This is a genomic window from Bacteroides bouchesdurhonensis, from assembly GCF_900155865.1.
GTDB lineage: Bacteria > Bacteroidota > Bacteroidia > Bacteroidales > Bacteroidaceae > Bacteroides > Bacteroides bouchesdurhonensis.
On sequence record NZ_LT707006.1, the window covers coordinates 151,907 to 168,342 of the forward strand.

Annotated in this window: 15 protein-coding genes; 3 read left to right on the plus strand and 12 right to left on the minus strand. The window is 35.9% G+C overall.

The window, feature by feature from the left end:
* The first annotated feature begins 150 nt into the window (after positions 1-150).
* Positions 151-1,152 (plus strand): glycosyltransferase family 2 protein, encoded by a 1,002-nt coding sequence (locus CZ225_RS00590; RefSeq protein ID WP_077152604.1) that lies wholly within the window; start codon positions 151-153, stop codon positions 1,150-1,152.
* Positions 1,153-1,202: 50 nt separating this feature from the next.
* Here CZ225_RS00590 and CZ225_RS00595 read toward each other — a convergent pair whose 3' ends face one another.
* The 4 genes from CZ225_RS00595 to CZ225_RS00610 all read right to left on the minus strand — a co-directional run bounded on the left by CZ225_RS00595 (position 1,203) and on the right by CZ225_RS00610 (position 5,421).
* The gene (locus CZ225_RS00595) at positions 1,203-2,180 is read right to left on the minus strand and encodes a glycosyltransferase family 2 protein (RefSeq protein WP_077152605.1); all 978 of its coding nucleotides are present in this window, start codon (positions 2,178-2,180) and stop codon (positions 1,203-1,205) included.
* 79 nt (positions 2,181-2,259) lie between these two features.
* The gene (locus CZ225_RS00600; RefSeq protein ID WP_077152606.1) at positions 2,260-3,192 is read right to left on the minus strand and encodes a glycosyltransferase family 2 protein; all 933 of its coding nucleotides are present in this window, start codon (positions 3,190-3,192) and stop codon (positions 2,260-2,262) included.
* Between the two features lie 10 nt (positions 3,193-3,202).
* Positions 3,203-4,333 (minus strand): glycosyltransferase, encoded by a 1,131-nt coding sequence (locus tag CZ225_RS00605; RefSeq protein WP_083714532.1) that lies wholly within the window; start codon positions 4,331-4,333, stop codon positions 3,203-3,205.
* Positions 4,334-4,425: 92 nt separating this feature from the next.
* Complete coding sequence (locus CZ225_RS00610) at positions 4,426-5,421, minus strand: glycosyltransferase family 2 protein (RefSeq protein ID WP_077152607.1); 996 nt, start codon at positions 5,419-5,421, stop codon at positions 4,426-4,428.
* A 146-nt stretch (positions 5,422-5,567) separates the two neighbouring features.
* On the opposite strand from CZ225_RS00610, the gene CZ225_RS00615 reads away from it, so the two are divergent.
* The gene (locus CZ225_RS00615; RefSeq protein ID WP_077155626.1) at positions 5,568-6,809 is read left to right on the plus strand and encodes a glycosyltransferase family 4 protein; all 1,242 of its coding nucleotides are present in this window, start codon (positions 5,568-5,570) and stop codon (positions 6,807-6,809) included.
* 11 nt (positions 6,810-6,820) lie between these two features.
* Here CZ225_RS00615 and CZ225_RS00620 read toward each other — a convergent pair whose 3' ends face one another.
* The 7 genes from CZ225_RS00620 to CZ225_RS00650 form a co-directional block, all read right to left on the minus strand.
* Positions 6,821-7,783, minus strand: a complete 963-nt coding sequence (locus CZ225_RS00620; protein ID WP_083714533.1) for a glycosyltransferase — start codon at positions 7,781-7,783, stop codon at positions 6,821-6,823.
* Between the two features lie 5 nt (positions 7,784-7,788).
* Entirely contained in the window at positions 7,789-8,799 is a 1,011-nt protein-coding gene (locus CZ225_RS00625) for a glycosyltransferase family 2 protein (RefSeq protein ID WP_077152608.1), read from the minus strand.
* A gap of 160 nt (positions 8,800-8,959) precedes the next feature.
* The gene (locus CZ225_RS00630) at positions 8,960-11,005 is read right to left on the minus strand and encodes a glycosyltransferase family 2 protein (RefSeq protein WP_234982967.1); all 2,046 of its coding nucleotides are present in this window, start codon (positions 11,003-11,005) and stop codon (positions 8,960-8,962) included.
* A 16-nt stretch (positions 11,006-11,021) separates the two neighbouring features.
* The gene (locus tag CZ225_RS00635) at positions 11,022-11,765 is read right to left on the minus strand and encodes a lipopolysaccharide kinase InaA family protein (RefSeq protein WP_077152610.1); all 744 of its coding nucleotides are present in this window, start codon (positions 11,763-11,765) and stop codon (positions 11,022-11,024) included.
* A gap of 40 nt (positions 11,766-11,805) precedes the next feature.
* Positions 11,806-12,786, minus strand: a complete 981-nt coding sequence (locus CZ225_RS00640; RefSeq protein ID WP_077152611.1) for a glycosyl transferase family 90 — start codon at positions 12,784-12,786, stop codon at positions 11,806-11,808.
* Between the two features lie 28 nt (positions 12,787-12,814).
* The gene (locus tag CZ225_RS00645) at positions 12,815-13,846 is read right to left on the minus strand and encodes a glycosyltransferase family 9 protein (RefSeq protein ID WP_077152612.1); all 1,032 of its coding nucleotides are present in this window, start codon (positions 13,844-13,846) and stop codon (positions 12,815-12,817) included.
* 3 nt (positions 13,847-13,849) lie between these two features.
* Positions 13,850-14,455, minus strand: coding sequence for a DUF4254 domain-containing protein (locus CZ225_RS00650; protein ID WP_077152613.1), 606 nt, complete (start codon positions 14,453-14,455; stop codon positions 13,850-13,852).
* 117 nt (positions 14,456-14,572) lie between these two features.
* Between CZ225_RS00650 and pdxB the strand changes: the two genes are divergently transcribed.
* Positions 14,573-15,619 (plus strand): 4-phosphoerythronate dehydrogenase PdxB, encoded by a 1,047-nt coding sequence (pdxB, locus tag CZ225_RS00655; RefSeq protein ID WP_077152614.1) that lies wholly within the window; start codon positions 14,573-14,575, stop codon positions 15,617-15,619.
* Between the two features lie 206 nt (positions 15,620-15,825).
* On the opposite strand, the gene purN is transcribed toward pdxB, so the two are convergent.
* Positions 15,826-16,395, minus strand: a complete 570-nt coding sequence (gene purN / locus CZ225_RS00660; protein ID WP_077152615.1) for a phosphoribosylglycinamide formyltransferase — start codon at positions 16,393-16,395, stop codon at positions 15,826-15,828.
* Positions 16,396-16,436: the final 41 nt, after the last annotated feature.

Sequence of the window (16,436 nt, forward strand, 5' to 3'; positions counted from 1 at the left end):
TTAATATCATTTATACATAATAATTGCAGAAATAAAAACGTCCCTCATTTGCATAAACAGTTCTCATTATAAGCTCAATATAATTTCATACAATTTGTAATCACTTATATAAAAGTATTTATATCTTTGCCACACAACTAATATTTTTTTATGAAAATTTCCATAATAATACCTGTGTACAATGTTTCACAATATATTGAACGATGCCTAAATTCTGTATTGACACAAAATTACTCGGGAGCATTGGAGTGCATTCTGATAAATGACTGTACTCCAGATAACAGTATAGAAATAGTTCAGCAAATTATAAAAAGATATGGTGGTCCCATCCATATACAACTCGTCCATCATATCCAAAACAAAGGATTGTCAGTTGCAAGAAATACGGGCATCCAACATGCAACTGGAGATTATTTATACTTTTTAGATAGCGATGATCAAATTACTCCTAATTGTATTTCAGAGCTAGCAGAACTAGTATGTAAATACAATGATGTAGATATTGTACAGGGAAACATAGTAGTAACAGATAAGCGTTTTGAGTGGTTAGAAATTTCTCAATATAAATTTCCCGAATATACAACAGATACCGTATGGATAAGAAGCAATATGCTCACATTTATTCCACCAACAGCATGGAACAAGTTAATTAAAAGGAGTTTCATATTGGAACATAAGCTTTGGTTTAAAGAAGGTATCATACATGAAGATGAGCATTGGAAGTATTTTGCACACAAATTGATTCGTTCCATAGCTTTTTGTAATATCCCAACTTATTATTATTACATCAATGAAAGCTCTATTATGAATTCAAAATTCAAAGACAGAAGTTTTCAATCCTGGATGTGTATTTTTGAAGAGTATTTGCCTACCATAACAAAAAAAAATGAGTATAAAGATATTATACTTCGTATTGCTACTTTCCAGAAAAATCTGCATTTACTCGAAAATCCTTCTGTCTATACAGAAAGTTATAATAAGTTCCTAAAAAAACAAATACATTCGAAAACAATCCCGTTATCCATAAAATTTTCTTTTTTATATATGCTCTATCCATCACTCAGCATTAAAATACTAAGTAAGCTCTTTTTCCGTAGATCATACAAAATAATACGCCAGCTCGAAAAGCTACAAACGGAGAAACATGGATAATCAGTGAACATCTACTTCTCCAACTATAATAGAAAAAATAGCTTATAACATTATCTACTGCTACGATAATGGGTCAAATAATAAAAGATCCAAAAGCGAGTTATTTTTCTGGCTCTTCTATGATACTTTGACTCAATAGCTCCACTTGGCAATGCAGCTATTTCTTTAATTTTCAACCTCATATCTTTAACAGGATCTTTAAAATCTTGTATTTTCACCATCAACATTATCTCTTTAAAAATCAAGAGACAAGTTCCTATAATTTTAGACCTAATTTCATATAGTTCTTTCCCTTCAAAAATTGAATGCTTAACCATGAATTGTACACGAGTATATTCTGCCAAAAAATAATGATAGAGGTTCATAGGAGACTTTGTATGACAGATACTTGTCTGTCGCTCTACATAATGATAGAATGGTTTATCCACCCAAACGATATTCTCACAAATAGCTGTCCATTCATACATCACAAGTCTATCTTCATAATTTTTCCCCTCTGGAAATTTTAAAGATGCAAGAAAATCTCTTTTATAAAGTCGAGTACATGCCGAACAACTTACTTTCTCCAAGAACATATCTTTCAAAACCTCTTTAGAGGTACGGATAAAAACAGCACCGGAATTCTGATAGGGAGACTCAGAAGGTTTAGACTCATATTCGAGCAAAAAGTTACAGTATGCGATATTCACATCATTCTGCAAAAGTGCATCCAACATTTCTTGAAACATGACGGAATCTATATAATCATCACTATCAATAAAGCCAATATAAGGAGCAGTAGCTACTTGCATACCGGCATTACGAGCTATAGATAAACCTGCAATTGGAAGATGAAGAACTTTAATTCGAGAATCAATCAACGCATATTCATCACAAAGGTCAGATGAACCATCTACTGACAAATTATCAACTAATATAATTTCAATTTGCTTCAAAGTTTGGTTACGGATAGATTCCACACATTTATGCAAATACGAAACCGTATTATGAACTGGTATTATAATGCTCACTAAAGGCTCTTCTTTCATAACATCTCAACAATTATTAATTTACAACAATTTTTCTTCAGTCTTAAAAACAGTATGTCTCAATATACAGTAACATAAACTACCAAGGTCGGTCGTATTCGCGCTCCAATAGATTAGCCAAAGGGACGAATCCATACGATGCTAACAGAAGTAATATTTTTACTCGAAATTTTCTGTGAGATTTAAAGACTGCAAACCTCTTATAAGGTAATAATTGACGTAACTCTCTTGAAGTAAATAACCTACTATAATATGCATCTGCTCTAACAAACACACAATTCAAAGCTATTGCTTTATGAAATTTCTTGTTTACAAGTAGTTTTTTCAACCCATAAACGAATCTTTCTCTTTGATAAAACACTTCTTTCGTCAATTTATGAGTAATTGAATTGGGATTCATTACATAATGATAGTAAGCTTCTGGCAAATATGCAACAGAATTTGTATTCAACAAAATATTTATCATCGTATATGCATCTTCACAGTAATTAATATTCTCCGGGAAGTGAATATCGAATTTATGGTACAAATGATGCTTTATCAATTTATTCCATGTACTTCCTATCATTTTTCCTAATAATATATCACGAATTATAGAAATATGATTTACCAAAGAAGGTTTTTGTTTGGTATAAACTGAAGATTCACCATCTACATAAAAATCACATATTACAATATCCGCTTTTGAAGACAATGCTTCAGAATAAAGTGCCTCCAACATCCCTTTCTCCATCCAATCATCACTATCTGCATGAATAGAGTATTCTCCTTTAGCCATCTGAACCCCAAACTCTCTAGATGCACTTACACCCAAGTTTTCTCGATGATAAACCATTATACGCTTATCTATCTGAGCATACCTGTCACAGACTACTTCGGTTCCATCTGTACTACCATCATCTATAATTAGCAACTCGAAATCTTCAAAGGATTGCGTCAAGACACTATCGAGGCACTTTTCTATAGTTAAAACCGCATTATGCACCACCACAATAACAGATATTTTAGGCATAATCTTATTTTTAATCAATTATGTTATAAACCTTTTGCATTGTTTGCTCCACTTCAAATAACTTTATTCGCGACCTGGCTTTTCCACGATAATAATCTCTCAATTCACTATCATCAATTAATTTCTTTATCGCCTCATAAAGAGAATCATCATCCTGTTCCGCTAATATGCCATAATTTCCATTATCTAACAATTCCATAGAACCAGCAGTCTTCGTCGCAACCACGGGTACACCCAAAGCCAATGCCTCGCAAATCACCAAGGATAACCCTTCAGACAAAGAACTACTCACAAATATATCTGATTGCTTTAAATAAGGATAGGGATTCTTTTGAAAACTCAAAAAAGAAACTTCCTCTTGTACCCCCATCTCATTCTTCAATTGAGTCAATGCTTCTAGCTCCTCTCCATTGCCCAGGATTTGAAATCTAAATGAATAGCCATCATCCTTAAGCATTTTTGCAACTCGAATAACCCGATCATAGCCTTTCACTTTATACAAACTGCCTATTAGGGTAATTGTCAAGCGATCATAAGTAATATTAAACTCTTCTGCAAGTTCACGTATCCTTTCAACATCAACAACATTATAAATACATTCTTTGGGAATTGAAATATCATATAGACATTCAAAAGCTTTCATCGCATTTGAAGATACAAATACAAGTTCATCCATTTTTTCATAACATTGTCGTTCATATTTTAAATCGCGAAAAAAGTTCTTCGTCCAATGATAAGTACTCAGATCACAATGTATCCAACTGATATTCTTTGACGACCATTTACAAATTAAACTATGGAAAATCACCGGGTAACCCTCCATAAAAGATATTATCACATCATACTTCTTGTTTCTAATTTTTGTCCCTATTAAGTATTTCATCAACCATGTACTACCACGTTTTCTATAATACTTTAATGCTCTTTTCTTTAGCGAAACCTGAAAAGCAGAATCCTTATCAGTAAAAATATTGATTAGTTGTATTTGTGGAGGAATTTTAGTCATATAAACTCCACTCCCAAAAATGACACATAGCGTTACCGAGTATTTAGTATAATCAAAGCTATTGAGTAATTCAACTAAGGCCCTCTCAGCCCCTCCCCCTGCTAAGCTTTCCATTATAAACATTAGTTTCTTCATCTTCAACAACTGTATTTTCAAGTTACAATTTATCAGCTATTCCTTCTCTTTATAAAATTAAGAATATATCTACATCTCTTCTGCATCACAGATTAGTGACGAGACATTATTTTCTTTTTCATTTTAAAATGAATCAGGTAATAGAGTGACCAAAAATGAACTATTTTTCTCAGACGCTTATAGCACTTAACATCCAGTTCGTTTTTAGACAAAACAAGTAATTTCTTAAAATGCTGTCTCATATCAGCAATAAACATTTGCGCATCGCTATCATTGAGAAATTCTCTCATCTCCTTAAAAGTAGACAAACAACTTCTCACAAGATAATTCCGCATTTGATACAATTCCTCAGCATTGAACAACTGGCAATTACCTATAAACTCTAGTCGGTAAAATTGAGCCAAAAAGAAATGATGCCGACGTGAGGGAGAAATAACATGGCATATACTATTATTTCTTTCTACATAATGATAAAAAGCTTTATCAATCCACACGATTTCACCACAAGCCAATATCCATCGATGTAACACAAACCGATCTTCATATACATTATGAGTCGGAAATTTTAAAGAATCAAAGAGTGTTTTGTTAAATAGTTTGGTACAACATGAACTATTTAACCGATCACACATCATTTCATATACCACATCTCGTGAAGACCTCTTATAAGCTACTCCACTATTAGGTTCAAACAGTTCCGTACGACCATCGGTATGCTCTATACAAAAATTGGAATACACAGCATCCACTTCATACAAGCGAATTGCTGCAAGTAATTCTTCATACATATTGGGCTCAATATAATCATCACTATCTATAAATCCGATATATGGAGAAGAAGCTATTTCGATGCCGGCATTACGCGCAACGGAAGCATTAGCCTCCTGAAGATGCAATACTTTTACACGAGAATCGGTCTTAAGATAATTATCGCATATTTCAGCAGAACCGTCTGTTGACAAATTATCAACCAATATTATTTCAATCTCCTTCAAAGACTGATTACATATTGAGTCCACACACTTACGAAGATATGCGGCAGTATTATGTACAGGTACAATTACACTTACTAAAGATTTTCCTTCCATGCAGTTTAGGTCTGACAATTTATAAAATTACAAATATACATCTTTTCCTGCAGACCGATCAATTATTGACAAATAAAAACCATATTTTAAGTTTTCAACTTTTAATTAATAGTCGTATCTTTGTCGGAAAGCTTATAAATTTCAATATGACCAAAGAGAAAATAGCGTTCGTCGTAGCACGATACGGATTAAACATTAACGGAGGTGCAGAATATCACTGCAGAATGCTAGCCGAAAGACTAGTCGATGATTATGATGTTGAAGTTCTAACCACCTGTGTCGAAAACTACAGAACCGGAGGGAACATTGAAGCTAAAGAAGAAGAAACTATCAATAATGTTCATGTAAAAAGGTTCAAAGCTGATCCTATTCATCCTGAATTGGAAGAATGCTATAAAAAAGAAGCTAAGCCAGCTTACAAATTAAGAAAGTTCCTATACAAATGTCGTCTTCTGGCACCTATTTCTTTTTTCTGCCCCATTTGGCATTATAAAGAGAAAGAAGAACTAAAGCTGTTGAATAGCCAAGTTTTCTATTCTTCCACCCTTTTTGACTATATCAAAAAAAATAAAGATAACTATAAGGCAATTATTCCCATTACTTTAGATTATCCTCATGTATATTATACTACTTTATATGCACCGGAAAAAACAATCATCATTCCGACAATGCATTATCATAAAGTAGCTTTTCGATCCATTCTGACAAAGGCTTTTACAAAGGCTGCATACATAGGATTCAACACAACCGCTGAACAGAAACTAGCGGAACGGATATTTGGTATGCATATGTCACCACACAATATCATTAGTGTGGGAATAGAAATTGCTACCCCTACCGACTGGGAGATAACTAAACAAAAATACAATCTCCCCAATGAGTACCTGCTATACGTAGGAAGGGTGGATCAAGGAAAACTGAATAACATATTCAGTTATTTCATGGAATATAAAAAAAAGAATCCTACATCTAAGTTAAAGTTCGTACTTGTTGGCAAGCAATACAGTGAACCATTCATCCATCCGGATATTATTTATACAAATTTTGTAGAGGAAGGAGAAAAGATTGCTATTATACAACATGCCAAGATCGTGATTAATCCCTCACAATGTGAAAGTTTATCTCTCATCTTATTAGAAGCTATGACACTAAAAAAGGCTATGTTAGTCAATGGGAATTGTAATGTTTTAAAAGAACACTGCCTAAAAAGTAACCATGCAGCACTTTACTACACTAACCAACATAATTTCATCAAACAACTCCAGAAGCTTGACTTTTCTGACGCATTAAGGGATGAGATGAGTAAAAAAGGAGTTACCTATATAGCTAAAAATTACAACTGGGATGTTATTATGAACAGACTGAAAAAGGTTATCGAGAATATCTGAAAACCACATTCTCAGACCTTTTTCAACTTTATACGATAATACCAAATAAACAGCGTAGGAGAAAGAAAATACAAACAGGTATAGAAAAAAGACTTTCCTTTAGGCAGGGGAGTCAATCCTTTCTTTTTCATTTCAGAAACCATCTCAAGCTGAATAGTTATCGGTGCACTCCACTGTATGCTACGTTTCAATGCTTTTAATAAATTTCGTGCAATCAGATTCTGAAAGAAAATATTCATTTTGTCCTCTTTCACATATTTCAATCTGAAATTCTCAAGGCTCTCCATCGCTCGAAGCATATAAATACAAGAATGCTCATCATAATTCATCATAAATGAATCTTGATTCTGATAATAGTTATAAAAATCTATAGGCAGAAAAGCAACTCTTGAAGCAAAATAAAATACGCGTGGAACCAGTTCCTCATCTTCGTGACGAATAGGCAGAAAATGAAAATCATGTTCTTTCCAGAAGGTCGAACGATATACAATACCCCAGACAACAGGCGGCAGACACCTTTGCATAAATTCAGTACCTACGCACACATCCATCCCCTGTTTACACTTATCTGAAAAGTGGAGGGCTTTTGGTAGCTCACCATGCGAGTTCCAAAAACGATAATCCGTAACCAGCAAATCCAGCCAATCCTCTTCCATCCTATCATATAATAGTGACAATGTATTGGGCTTTATCCAATCATCTGCGTCCACAAATACAAAATACTTACCAACAGATTGGGTACATCCATAATTACGCGCTTCACTTACCCCACGATTTTCCGTCGTGAAACTTTTAATATTAGGAGCTTTTTGAGAATATGCATCCAATAATTCTGTCGTCTTATCAACAGAACCATCATTCACTACTACAATTTCATACTCCTCCGCTGGCAAATCCTGGCACAACAATGAATCCAAGCATCTAGGCAGATATTTCTCTGCATTATAAGCAGGCACAATAATTGAGAACTTCATACTTATCAATCAATCAACAATTTATGCTTTCTTTTAAAAATAGCACGATATGCCCGATATAAATTACGATAAAACTTGAAATGGCGACATAAGAAGTACCGCTTTATTGACATTGTGATTCCCAACTGACACGTAGTAATATGATTATACTCGTGCATCTTTATCATTGTTTCCTCAATAATATCTTCAAATGCAGGTGACGGAGAACATAATAAGGTGTGATTGATTAAATGTATTCCTCTTTTTAAAACACTGACTGAAGATTCATCTCCAAGTTCTGCATTTTGAATAAACTTATCTTGCTCATAAAGACTCAAGAAATAATGATACTCTTTCATCGGATCATACCCCCCACGAGTAATACTCTCATTTTTGTGAATCATATAGTGATATTTGGAAACGCAACTCAATACCACTTTCTGAGAACTATAAAAAACCCTGTATAATACAGCAACATCCTCATAAACGCGACCAACAGGGAATGAAAGATGGTCAAACAAACTCCGCTTAAACAGTTTTGCCCACAGGTAGTTCTTTACCATGTCATTCTTCACCAAAGCATGCATAATCTCTTTTCTTGAGAAAATGTGTAATTCCCCCGTATTGTTTATTATTTTAGAAGGTCTCCCTTCTTGTTCTAAAAGATAGGTACAAGCTGAAACATCTGCATCATACTCTACTAAAAGTTTATACAGATATTCGTACATGTCAAGATCAATAAAATCATCACTGTCCACAAATCCCAATAGTTCTCCTGTAGCGGCTTCCAAACCCGCATTACGAGCCGCACTTACTCCACTATGGGATAAGTATATCACCTTAACACGATGATCTGTACGTGCGTATTCTTCACAAATACCGGATGATCCATCGTCAGAGCCATCATCAACTAAGATAATCTCAAGGTTGCTATAGGTCTGCTCTACAATAGATTGCAAACAAGTCCTCAAATAGTCCTTAACATTGTAAACAGGTACTATCAGACTTATTAATGGTCCAGAGATATTAGTATTCATATTTTTCAAATTGTCACCTTTTACATTTTACTACAACCCCTTCTATATAGAATGCTTTATAAAAGGAATTACTGCAAACCCACTTCCATATTTAAATAAAATTCACATTACATGCAAATCTCCCCAAAGCATAAGCACCCTGTTAAGAAGCACTTATCTTTCATTCACCCATTTTCAGGTATAGTTCGTCTAGTTTCCAAAGTTCATTCAGGGAACTCCATTGTCTATCATTAAGATTTACTTTTCCATTGTTCTGTTTTTGTAGACTATAATGCTGAGTACTGGGTAACTCTATCGGACGGGGATAAAATCCTCCACCACCCGTTACTTTTATATGCTCCTTCAACTCATTTGCTTTCAACCACAAATCATCGGCAGAAGGACAATATTCTCTAAAAAGTTTACTGTCAAAAAGTGAATCTCCGTACCAATAGGGAGGATAATAGACTCCTCCACAGCCAATAGCTACATTCTGATAGGAACTACTTACAGGCATAACATTTATTTTAGTCCATTTTTTATAAGCTGAAAATAAATTTCCTTCAGTTTGAATCTTCCTTATTATGTTTCCACAAACCGTATGTGGATATTGATAAGATAAAGCCAATAATCTGGCAATAGTGTCTCGCGGATAAATCAAATCATCATCTACAGTTATCACATTTGCATCCGGATATTCTCTAAAAACATAATAGTACTTCTTATGAGAACGAAAGTTACCAGAAACAAAGCGGAAAGTAACCCCATTAGCAGCCAGATCTCTAAGTTCCGCCGGCATATCATCAAGTTTACCCGGAAATTCTTCCTCAGACAACCACACTATTATCTTTTCCGGCGGATAAGTCTGCCACAAAATAGATTTTAACATTAAATGAAGTTGAGGAATTCGGGGAGGATATGTTGTTAGAGAGACAATAACTCCTGAATGATTCATTAAAACCGGTGCCTCCTCCATTTGCTGATAATTCCTAATTATTTTATTTATAAGGCAAGCTCTTCTTCGGCGACAAAGTAACGAAAACAAATGACGGTAAAGCCCTCCCTTTTGTTTATAAAAAGCTAATTTTTCTTCCTCTCGGGCATATTGATCATACCAGCTATTCACTTTCACTGTTTTACCAGCCAAATCATCCTTTACGATTCCATACGAAGACCATTGCACATTTGTGTCACGCGTATGCTTTCTTATATTCCGGTTCTTCCGGATAGAATCCTGAGTCTTATATCCTCTGGCATGATCCAGATGAAGGCATACGGTAGAATAACGAATTTGCATTCCATGCACACCATAATTCTCCAGACGTTCACCAAACTCACGGTCCTGGCCTCCATATTGCATACGTTCATCAAAGCCATTTACAGATAGAATATCACTCAGCCAACCGGAAGCATTATGTCCGTTCCAACTAGCTTTAGTCGGAGTAAACGTATTTAACGCCCATCTTTTGAATCCTGTTGCTGTCAGCTTATTGTTCTTGAAAGAAGCAGGCATACCCTTTTCCCTCATCCATTGCAAATTGAAACAACGTCCGGACAAGATATCGTCCTTCGAAAGATCTTTTGATAGGTCCATACTAAGCTTATGGTATCCTCCTGACAAAAATCGCCCTTTACGACGAAGTTTTAGATGAGTCGATACAAAATCCCTACGTGGGATGCAATCGCCATCACTAAACAACAAATAATCTGTTTGTGCTGCTAATATCCCTTTATTTAAAATATCACATTTGCGAAAACCTTTGTCTTCATGCCATACATGTTTCACCAGAAACGATAGTTGCGGAGTTACCTTCTGCAACATATCATAAGTTTCTTTCCGGGAACCATCATCAGCAATAATTAACTCAAAGTTTTTAGTATCTTGAGCTTCATACCCCCACAATACCTTTTCCAACCAAGCTACTTGATTACAAGTAGATAAAACGATCGAAATCTGTAAAGAAGTCTGTTTCCGAGTAAAATAGATAATAGAATAGTTACAATCCATAGGTCCGGAAGCCCAGTAAAGTTCCCTGGAAAGTTCTTTCCATCCCATCAAATCTACCTGTTCGGCACCTTCCACACCTTCCTCTTTATGTAAACGGATTAAGCATAGGGTATCTATCCCGTCCTGCACTTCCTTTAGTCCTACATGACAAGCCAGTAAATAATCCCGCACATTTTCGTCCGGGCAAATAACATTATTTTCAAAAGTTACTATCATCATACCCCTTCTTTAGCCATTATATATCCAATTCAAACCAAACTTGATGTCTACGACGATATCTATCCCAGAATTTTTTCCTATATTGAAGTACCAAACGTACACACTCTTTCTCATCCATTCCCCGAGCACGAGCATATTCCTGTGCCAATAAAACAAAAAAAGGAGTCTGTCCCCACAAACGGGCAAAATTAGCACATCCCGACTTCATATCTATCTCTCCAAAATGCATTCTATTGATATCTACTAATGAAAAATGATAACCATCCTCCAACTTATCATACAAAATATTCCCAGGCGAATAATCCAAATGCAACACTCCGATTTCGTGCAACCGCGCTGTAAACTTAGCAAAAGCACTGACAACCTCTTCACAGCTCTTCACATCAACATTACCAAATTTACAAAAGTTATATCTGTAAGGTGATTGTACACTCAAAAAATATGAATAACCAATCAATCCCATCTTTTTCTCTTCAATATAAGCAATAGGATAAGGTGTTTCAACCCCTTTCTCTAATAACTTCTCCGGATATACGAATGCCCTCTTTCCTTTCGAAAGTCGAAAAAAAGAATAAGCGATTCTATTTATAAGAGGAGGTATGGCATAACGTTTTATGTTAATGTCCAGCCCATCCACAGTTATCATCTTTATCAAGTTCCGCCCAGAGTGAATTACCGTTTCAATTGTTTCAAAATCTTTAGGAATACGTTCCACAAACTCGCGCAAATATTCGTATTTGGGGTTAATCATTATTTTCATCTTATGCAAAAACAAGAGTTGTCATACTTTTCTTCATCTCTCAATTTCTTTCCTTTTGTCCTGTAACTCTAAAATATTTATCTAATACAAGCAATGATATCAAATTTTCTCTTTTTTTATCTTTGAATTGTTCTACAAATTCATGTGCATGTTTTATAATCTCTAATGATTTATCTACATGCTCTATATAGTAGTTTAACCGCCCCTCCAAATCCGAAAAGTCCGGTTTTATTTCAATATAATGATAATCAGGAATAAGAGTACCTTCCATAAACCATGTCTCACAAGTAGGTCTGGGCATTACAGCAATCGAATTGGATGACATTATCCACTTCAGATTACTGGCTACATCTATCCCTTCAAGAGCCATTATGAACTTATAATCTAAATGCTCATTTATTGTCTTTTTCTCCGTTCGCCACTCCACAGGATCCTTTGTATTCTGGCTCACATCTCCGAGATCGCACATCGGATGGCTGAAATACATCTCCATAAATAGTTTACGTGAAGGTTTACCTTTCACTTTTCCACGGAAGATAACCATATTTTTCTTCTCCGTAAAAGATTTTCTATCATTGACAAAAATAAAATGACGGACCTTATCGAGCTTCATAACTACGGAGTTTTCATTATTATCTATCAATGGACGACTTTTCACAATAGAAGGATATTCCGGCACATAAGTAACATCTCCCGGCCAAAATCCCCACTGGAAAGAATCGTTAAACCATCGTGTATATTGATAAGTATCAAAAAAATACACTTTCTGCTTACTCATCTTATGCTCCGAAAGCTGAAGGGCGGAAGCTGGTAATTTCACCTCACCAAACAACTTATTATAATAGTTGACACGTTGCTCAATATACTCTTTGTCATTCCGGCGAGATAAAGAATCTAACTTTCGTTGCAAACGTATTCGAAAAAAACATTTAGGTATAATAAGCCTGAATACATTTACTGAATAATAAATGATTTTGGGATTCTTCCCACTACGCAATTTATATAAAAGTTTATTCTTCATCTCATTCAATATATTGGGGGTATTTTTTCTAGTGAATGATTCCTTCAATCTTAGCAATCACTTGTTCCGGTTTTATCTCCCTCAGACAAGCATAATCACCTCGCCAACATGGTTTCTGACCATATACAGAGCAAGGGCGGCAAGACAAATCAAGCTGCACTGTGTTGACAGGCAACTGTTTCCAGCCCATAAATCCGGCATACGGATGGGTAGCTCCCCAAATAGAAACAACTGGGATATTTACCAACGAAGCCAAATGCATATTAGCCGAATCCATTGAAAGCATTACGTCCAGATGACTCATCAGATTTAATTCCGTACGCATATTCAATTTACCGATCATAGAAACCACAGAAGGATATTTGGCTGTCCATGAATCAAAAATTTCCTGCTCATTCTTGCCACCTCCGAACAAGAATACCTGAACATCCGGGTTGGCTGCAAAATGGGCAACCACCTGTTCCTGCAACTCAATCGGATAGATCTTTCCAAGATGTTTGGCAAAAGGAGCAATGCCAATCCATTTATGATTTCCTTTTGGTCCTGTAACCGGTTCAATTTCCGAGAAATCACCCTTACCCTCTCCATAGATGGAAGAGAAATTCAACAATACCGGAAAGCCTAATTCCTCCAATACATCAGCATACCGACGGAAAGAACTCTTTTGATTCTCTAAAACTTTATGATGACGGCGAACCAATTTTCTCTTTCCTGCCCTCCCCTTCCTAATAGAAGCAACAGGAATATTAGCCAACCGAAATCTTAAACACAAATACTTGGAACGCAATACATGATGAAAATCCGCCACATAATCAATATGCAACCTTTTCAATTGAGAATAAAGTGAATTTAATCCCCATATTCCTTTATGTTTACCGGTCAAATCGGCACCAACAAAACTGACATTCGACGGTAATCCTTCAAAAAGAGGTTGCCATACCGCACGACTCAACACAGTTATTTTGTGTTGTGGGTACTGTGTGGCTAGCGAATGAATCACCGGAATGGTCATTGCCACATCACCAAGAGCAGAAAAACGGATAATCAGAATATGCGCCATTCGTTATTTCTTAGCATAAAGCACCGGGTTCAATGCCGGGTCGTTATACATCTTCATCTGTTTATATACTTTCATATATTTTCTTCCGCCCTCAATATCTCCCAGCAGCTGGTCGATAGCAGAAGAAAGATCTTTCTTCTGTTCAAGAAGAATATTTAATTTAGTACGACATTGCGCACGATGTTCTTCCGTAGTGTCAGTACGTTCCACTTCTTGTTGCATGTGATAAATTTTCAATGCAAGAATAGAAAGACGGTCAATTGCCCACGCAGGACTTTCTGTGTTGATTGTGGCATTCTCCAGAGGTGTTATACCTTTATATCTGTCCAAGAAATAGCTATCGATCAACTCTACCAGATCCGTACGGTCCTGATTAGATTTATCAATCCGCCGTTTCAGTGCCAAAGCTTCTACCGGATCAATTTGAGGATCACGAATAATATCTTCAAAATGCCATTGTACCGCATCAATCCAGTTCTTCAAATATAAATAATATTCGATAGACTTCAATTCGTAAGGATTGTTCATCGGAGCATCCACACTATCTGTCACATGATAATCGTTAGTCGATTTCCAAAAAATATCATTGCAAAGGTTACTAAATGTCATAATCTTAAGATACTAATAGGTATATAATAGGACAAAGCTATGTAATATTTTTCAGACGAGCAACCGTTTCTTACTTTTTTATTTCCTACCTTTGCTTAACTAAAAGCCCAATTGTATATGAAAATTATTGTAGACAACAAGATTCCTTATATAAAAGAAGCTGTTGAGAAAATAGCAGATAAAGTGATTTACGTACCGGGAAAAGACTTCACTCCGGAACTTGTAAGAGACGCCGACGCTCTTATCATTCGTACCCGCACACATTGCAACCGAGAGCTACTAGAAGGTAGTCAGGTTAAATTTATCGCAACAGCAACAATTGGATTCGACCATATCGATACCGCATTTTGCAAACAGGCGGGCATTGAATGGACCAATGCACCGGGATGTAATTCTGCTTCAGTAGCACAATATATACAATCGGCTCTCCTGATCGTACAATCTCGACTGCATAAAAAGCTAAGCGACCTGACTATCGGCATCGTAGGAGTAGGAAATGTAGGAAGTAAAGTAGCCAAAGTAGCCAAAGATTTCGGTATGCGGGTCCTGCTCAATGATCTGCCAAGGGAAGAAAAAGAAGAAAGCACCTCTTTTACTTCTCTACAAAAGATCGCTGAGGAATCTGACATTATCACTTTCCATGTACCTTTATATAAAGAAGGTAAGTATAAAACATTTCATTTGGCTGATGATACATTTTTCCGTTTGCTAAAACGGAAACCTGTTATCATAAATACATCCCGTGGGGAAGTTATAGAAACGAATGCGCTATTAAAAGCTCTGAAAGATCATTCTATCTCGGATGCAGTCATTGATGTATGGGAACATGAACCGGAAATTAATCGGGAATTATTAGATAAAGTATTAATAGGTACCCCGCATATTGCAGGTTATTCGGCAGATGGAAAAGCGAATGCAACAAGGATGTCCCTAGATTCAATAGGCAGATTCTTTCATATCGAAGCCGATTATGTGATCACTCCGCCGGCACCTGTTACTTCAAACATATATGCAAAGACTCATGAGGACGCCTTACTTCAAATCTATAATCCAGTTGAAGACAGTCAACGGCTAAAAAAACAACCGGAACAATTTGAGACTTTACGAGGTGATTATCCTTTAAGAAGAGAAGAAAAAGCTTACACTATTAGTATTACGCCTTAATTTTCAATCCATTTTACTTACAAACGTTTCTTACTCTATAAATATTGGAAACGTTTCTTTAAAAGCAACGACCCGTTGCACACCGAGAAACGAAGTGTTGCACACCGAGAAACACTTCGTTTCTTTTAAAGGAAAAGCATCCTCCTTTATTAAATTGACAATCAATCCATTACAAATCCAGCACAGCTCTAACTCAAAATAGTTACTTATTCCAACAAGAGCCTTTCTATCACAAGAGGAAAATGCTCATATTCCAAAACGTGCACTTTCTTTGCCACACTCTCGGGAGAGTCATCCGGCAGCACAGGGCAAGTAGCTTGAAAAATAATACTTCCTTCATCATAATGTTCATTAATATAATGTATAGTAATACCAGTTTCCTTTTCACCCGCAGCTACCACTGCTTCATGAACACGATCGCCAAACATTCCCTTTCCGCCAAACTTAGGCAGAAGAGCTGGATGTATATTTATGATTTTATTGGGATAAGCATGCAAAAGCAAGTCAGGCACGCGAACAAGGAAACCGGCAAGCACTATAAAATCAATATGCGCTTCCTGCAATACAGCCAGAATTTCATCTCCGGCTATCCAATCTTCCTTGGTAAATACACTACAAGGCACTCCTAAACGATATGCACGCTCCAAAACATAAGCATCACTTTTATTGGAAAGTACAAGTGATACCCGAATGGAATCATTTTTCTGGAAATACCGGATTATATTCTCAGCATTTGTGCCGGAACCGGAAGCGAAAATAGCGATATTTTTCCTCATAACTCACGATTTCTATGCACAAAACAGTGAAAAATGTGCAA

What these genes read in the sequence shown, in the direction of transcription:
- CZ225_RS00590 (WP_077152604.1), top strand. Translation starts at nt 151, where the DNA reads ATGAAAATTTCCATAATAATACCTGTGTACAATGTTTCACAATATATT.
- CZ225_RS00595 (WP_077152605.1), bottom strand. Translation starts at nt 2,180, where the DNA reads ATGAAAGAAGAGCCTTTAGTGAGCATTATAATACCAGTTCATAATACG.
- CZ225_RS00600 (WP_077152606.1), bottom strand. Translation starts at nt 3,192, where the DNA reads ATGCCTAAAATATCTGTTATTGTGGTGGTGCATAATGCGGTTTTAACT.
- CZ225_RS00605 (WP_083714532.1), bottom strand. Translation starts at nt 4,333, where the DNA reads ATGAAGAAACTAATGTTTATAATGGAAAGCTTAGCAGGGGGAGGGGCT.
- CZ225_RS00610 (WP_077152607.1), bottom strand. Translation starts at nt 5,421, where the DNA reads ATGGAAGGAAAATCTTTAGTAAGTGTAATTGTACCTGTACATAATACT.
- CZ225_RS00615 (WP_077155626.1), top strand. Translation starts at nt 5,568, where the DNA reads ATGACCAAAGAGAAAATAGCGTTCGTCGTAGCACGATACGGATTAAAC.
- CZ225_RS00620 (WP_083714533.1), bottom strand. Translation starts at nt 7,783, where the DNA reads ATGAAGTTCTCAATTATTGTGCCTGCTTATAATGCAGAGAAATATCTG.
- CZ225_RS00625 (WP_077152608.1), bottom strand. Translation starts at nt 8,799, where the DNA reads ATGAATACTAATATCTCTGGACCATTAATAAGTCTGATAGTACCTGTT.
- CZ225_RS00630 (WP_234982967.1), bottom strand. Translation starts at nt 11,005, where the DNA reads ATGATGATAGTAACTTTTGAAAATAATGTTATTTGCCCGGACGAAAAT.
- CZ225_RS00635 (WP_077152610.1), bottom strand. Translation starts at nt 11,765, where the DNA reads ATGAAAATAATGATTAACCCCAAATACGAATATTTGCGCGAGTTTGTG.
- CZ225_RS00640 (WP_077152611.1), bottom strand. Translation starts at nt 12,786, where the DNA reads ATGAAGAATAAACTTTTATATAAATTGCGTAGTGGGAAGAATCCCAAA.
- CZ225_RS00645 (WP_077152612.1), bottom strand. Translation starts at nt 13,846, where the DNA reads ATGGCGCATATTCTGATTATCCGTTTTTCTGCTCTTGGTGATGTGGCA.
- CZ225_RS00650 (WP_077152613.1), bottom strand. Translation starts at nt 14,455, where the DNA reads ATGACATTTAGTAACCTTTGCAATGATATTTTTTGGAAATCGACTAAC.
- pdxB (WP_077152614.1), top strand. Translation starts at nt 14,573, where the DNA reads ATGAAAATTATTGTAGACAACAAGATTCCTTATATAAAAGAAGCTGTT.
- purN (WP_077152615.1), bottom strand. Translation starts at nt 16,395, where the DNA reads ATGAGGAAAAATATCGCTATTTTCGCTTCCGGTTCCGGCACAAATGCT.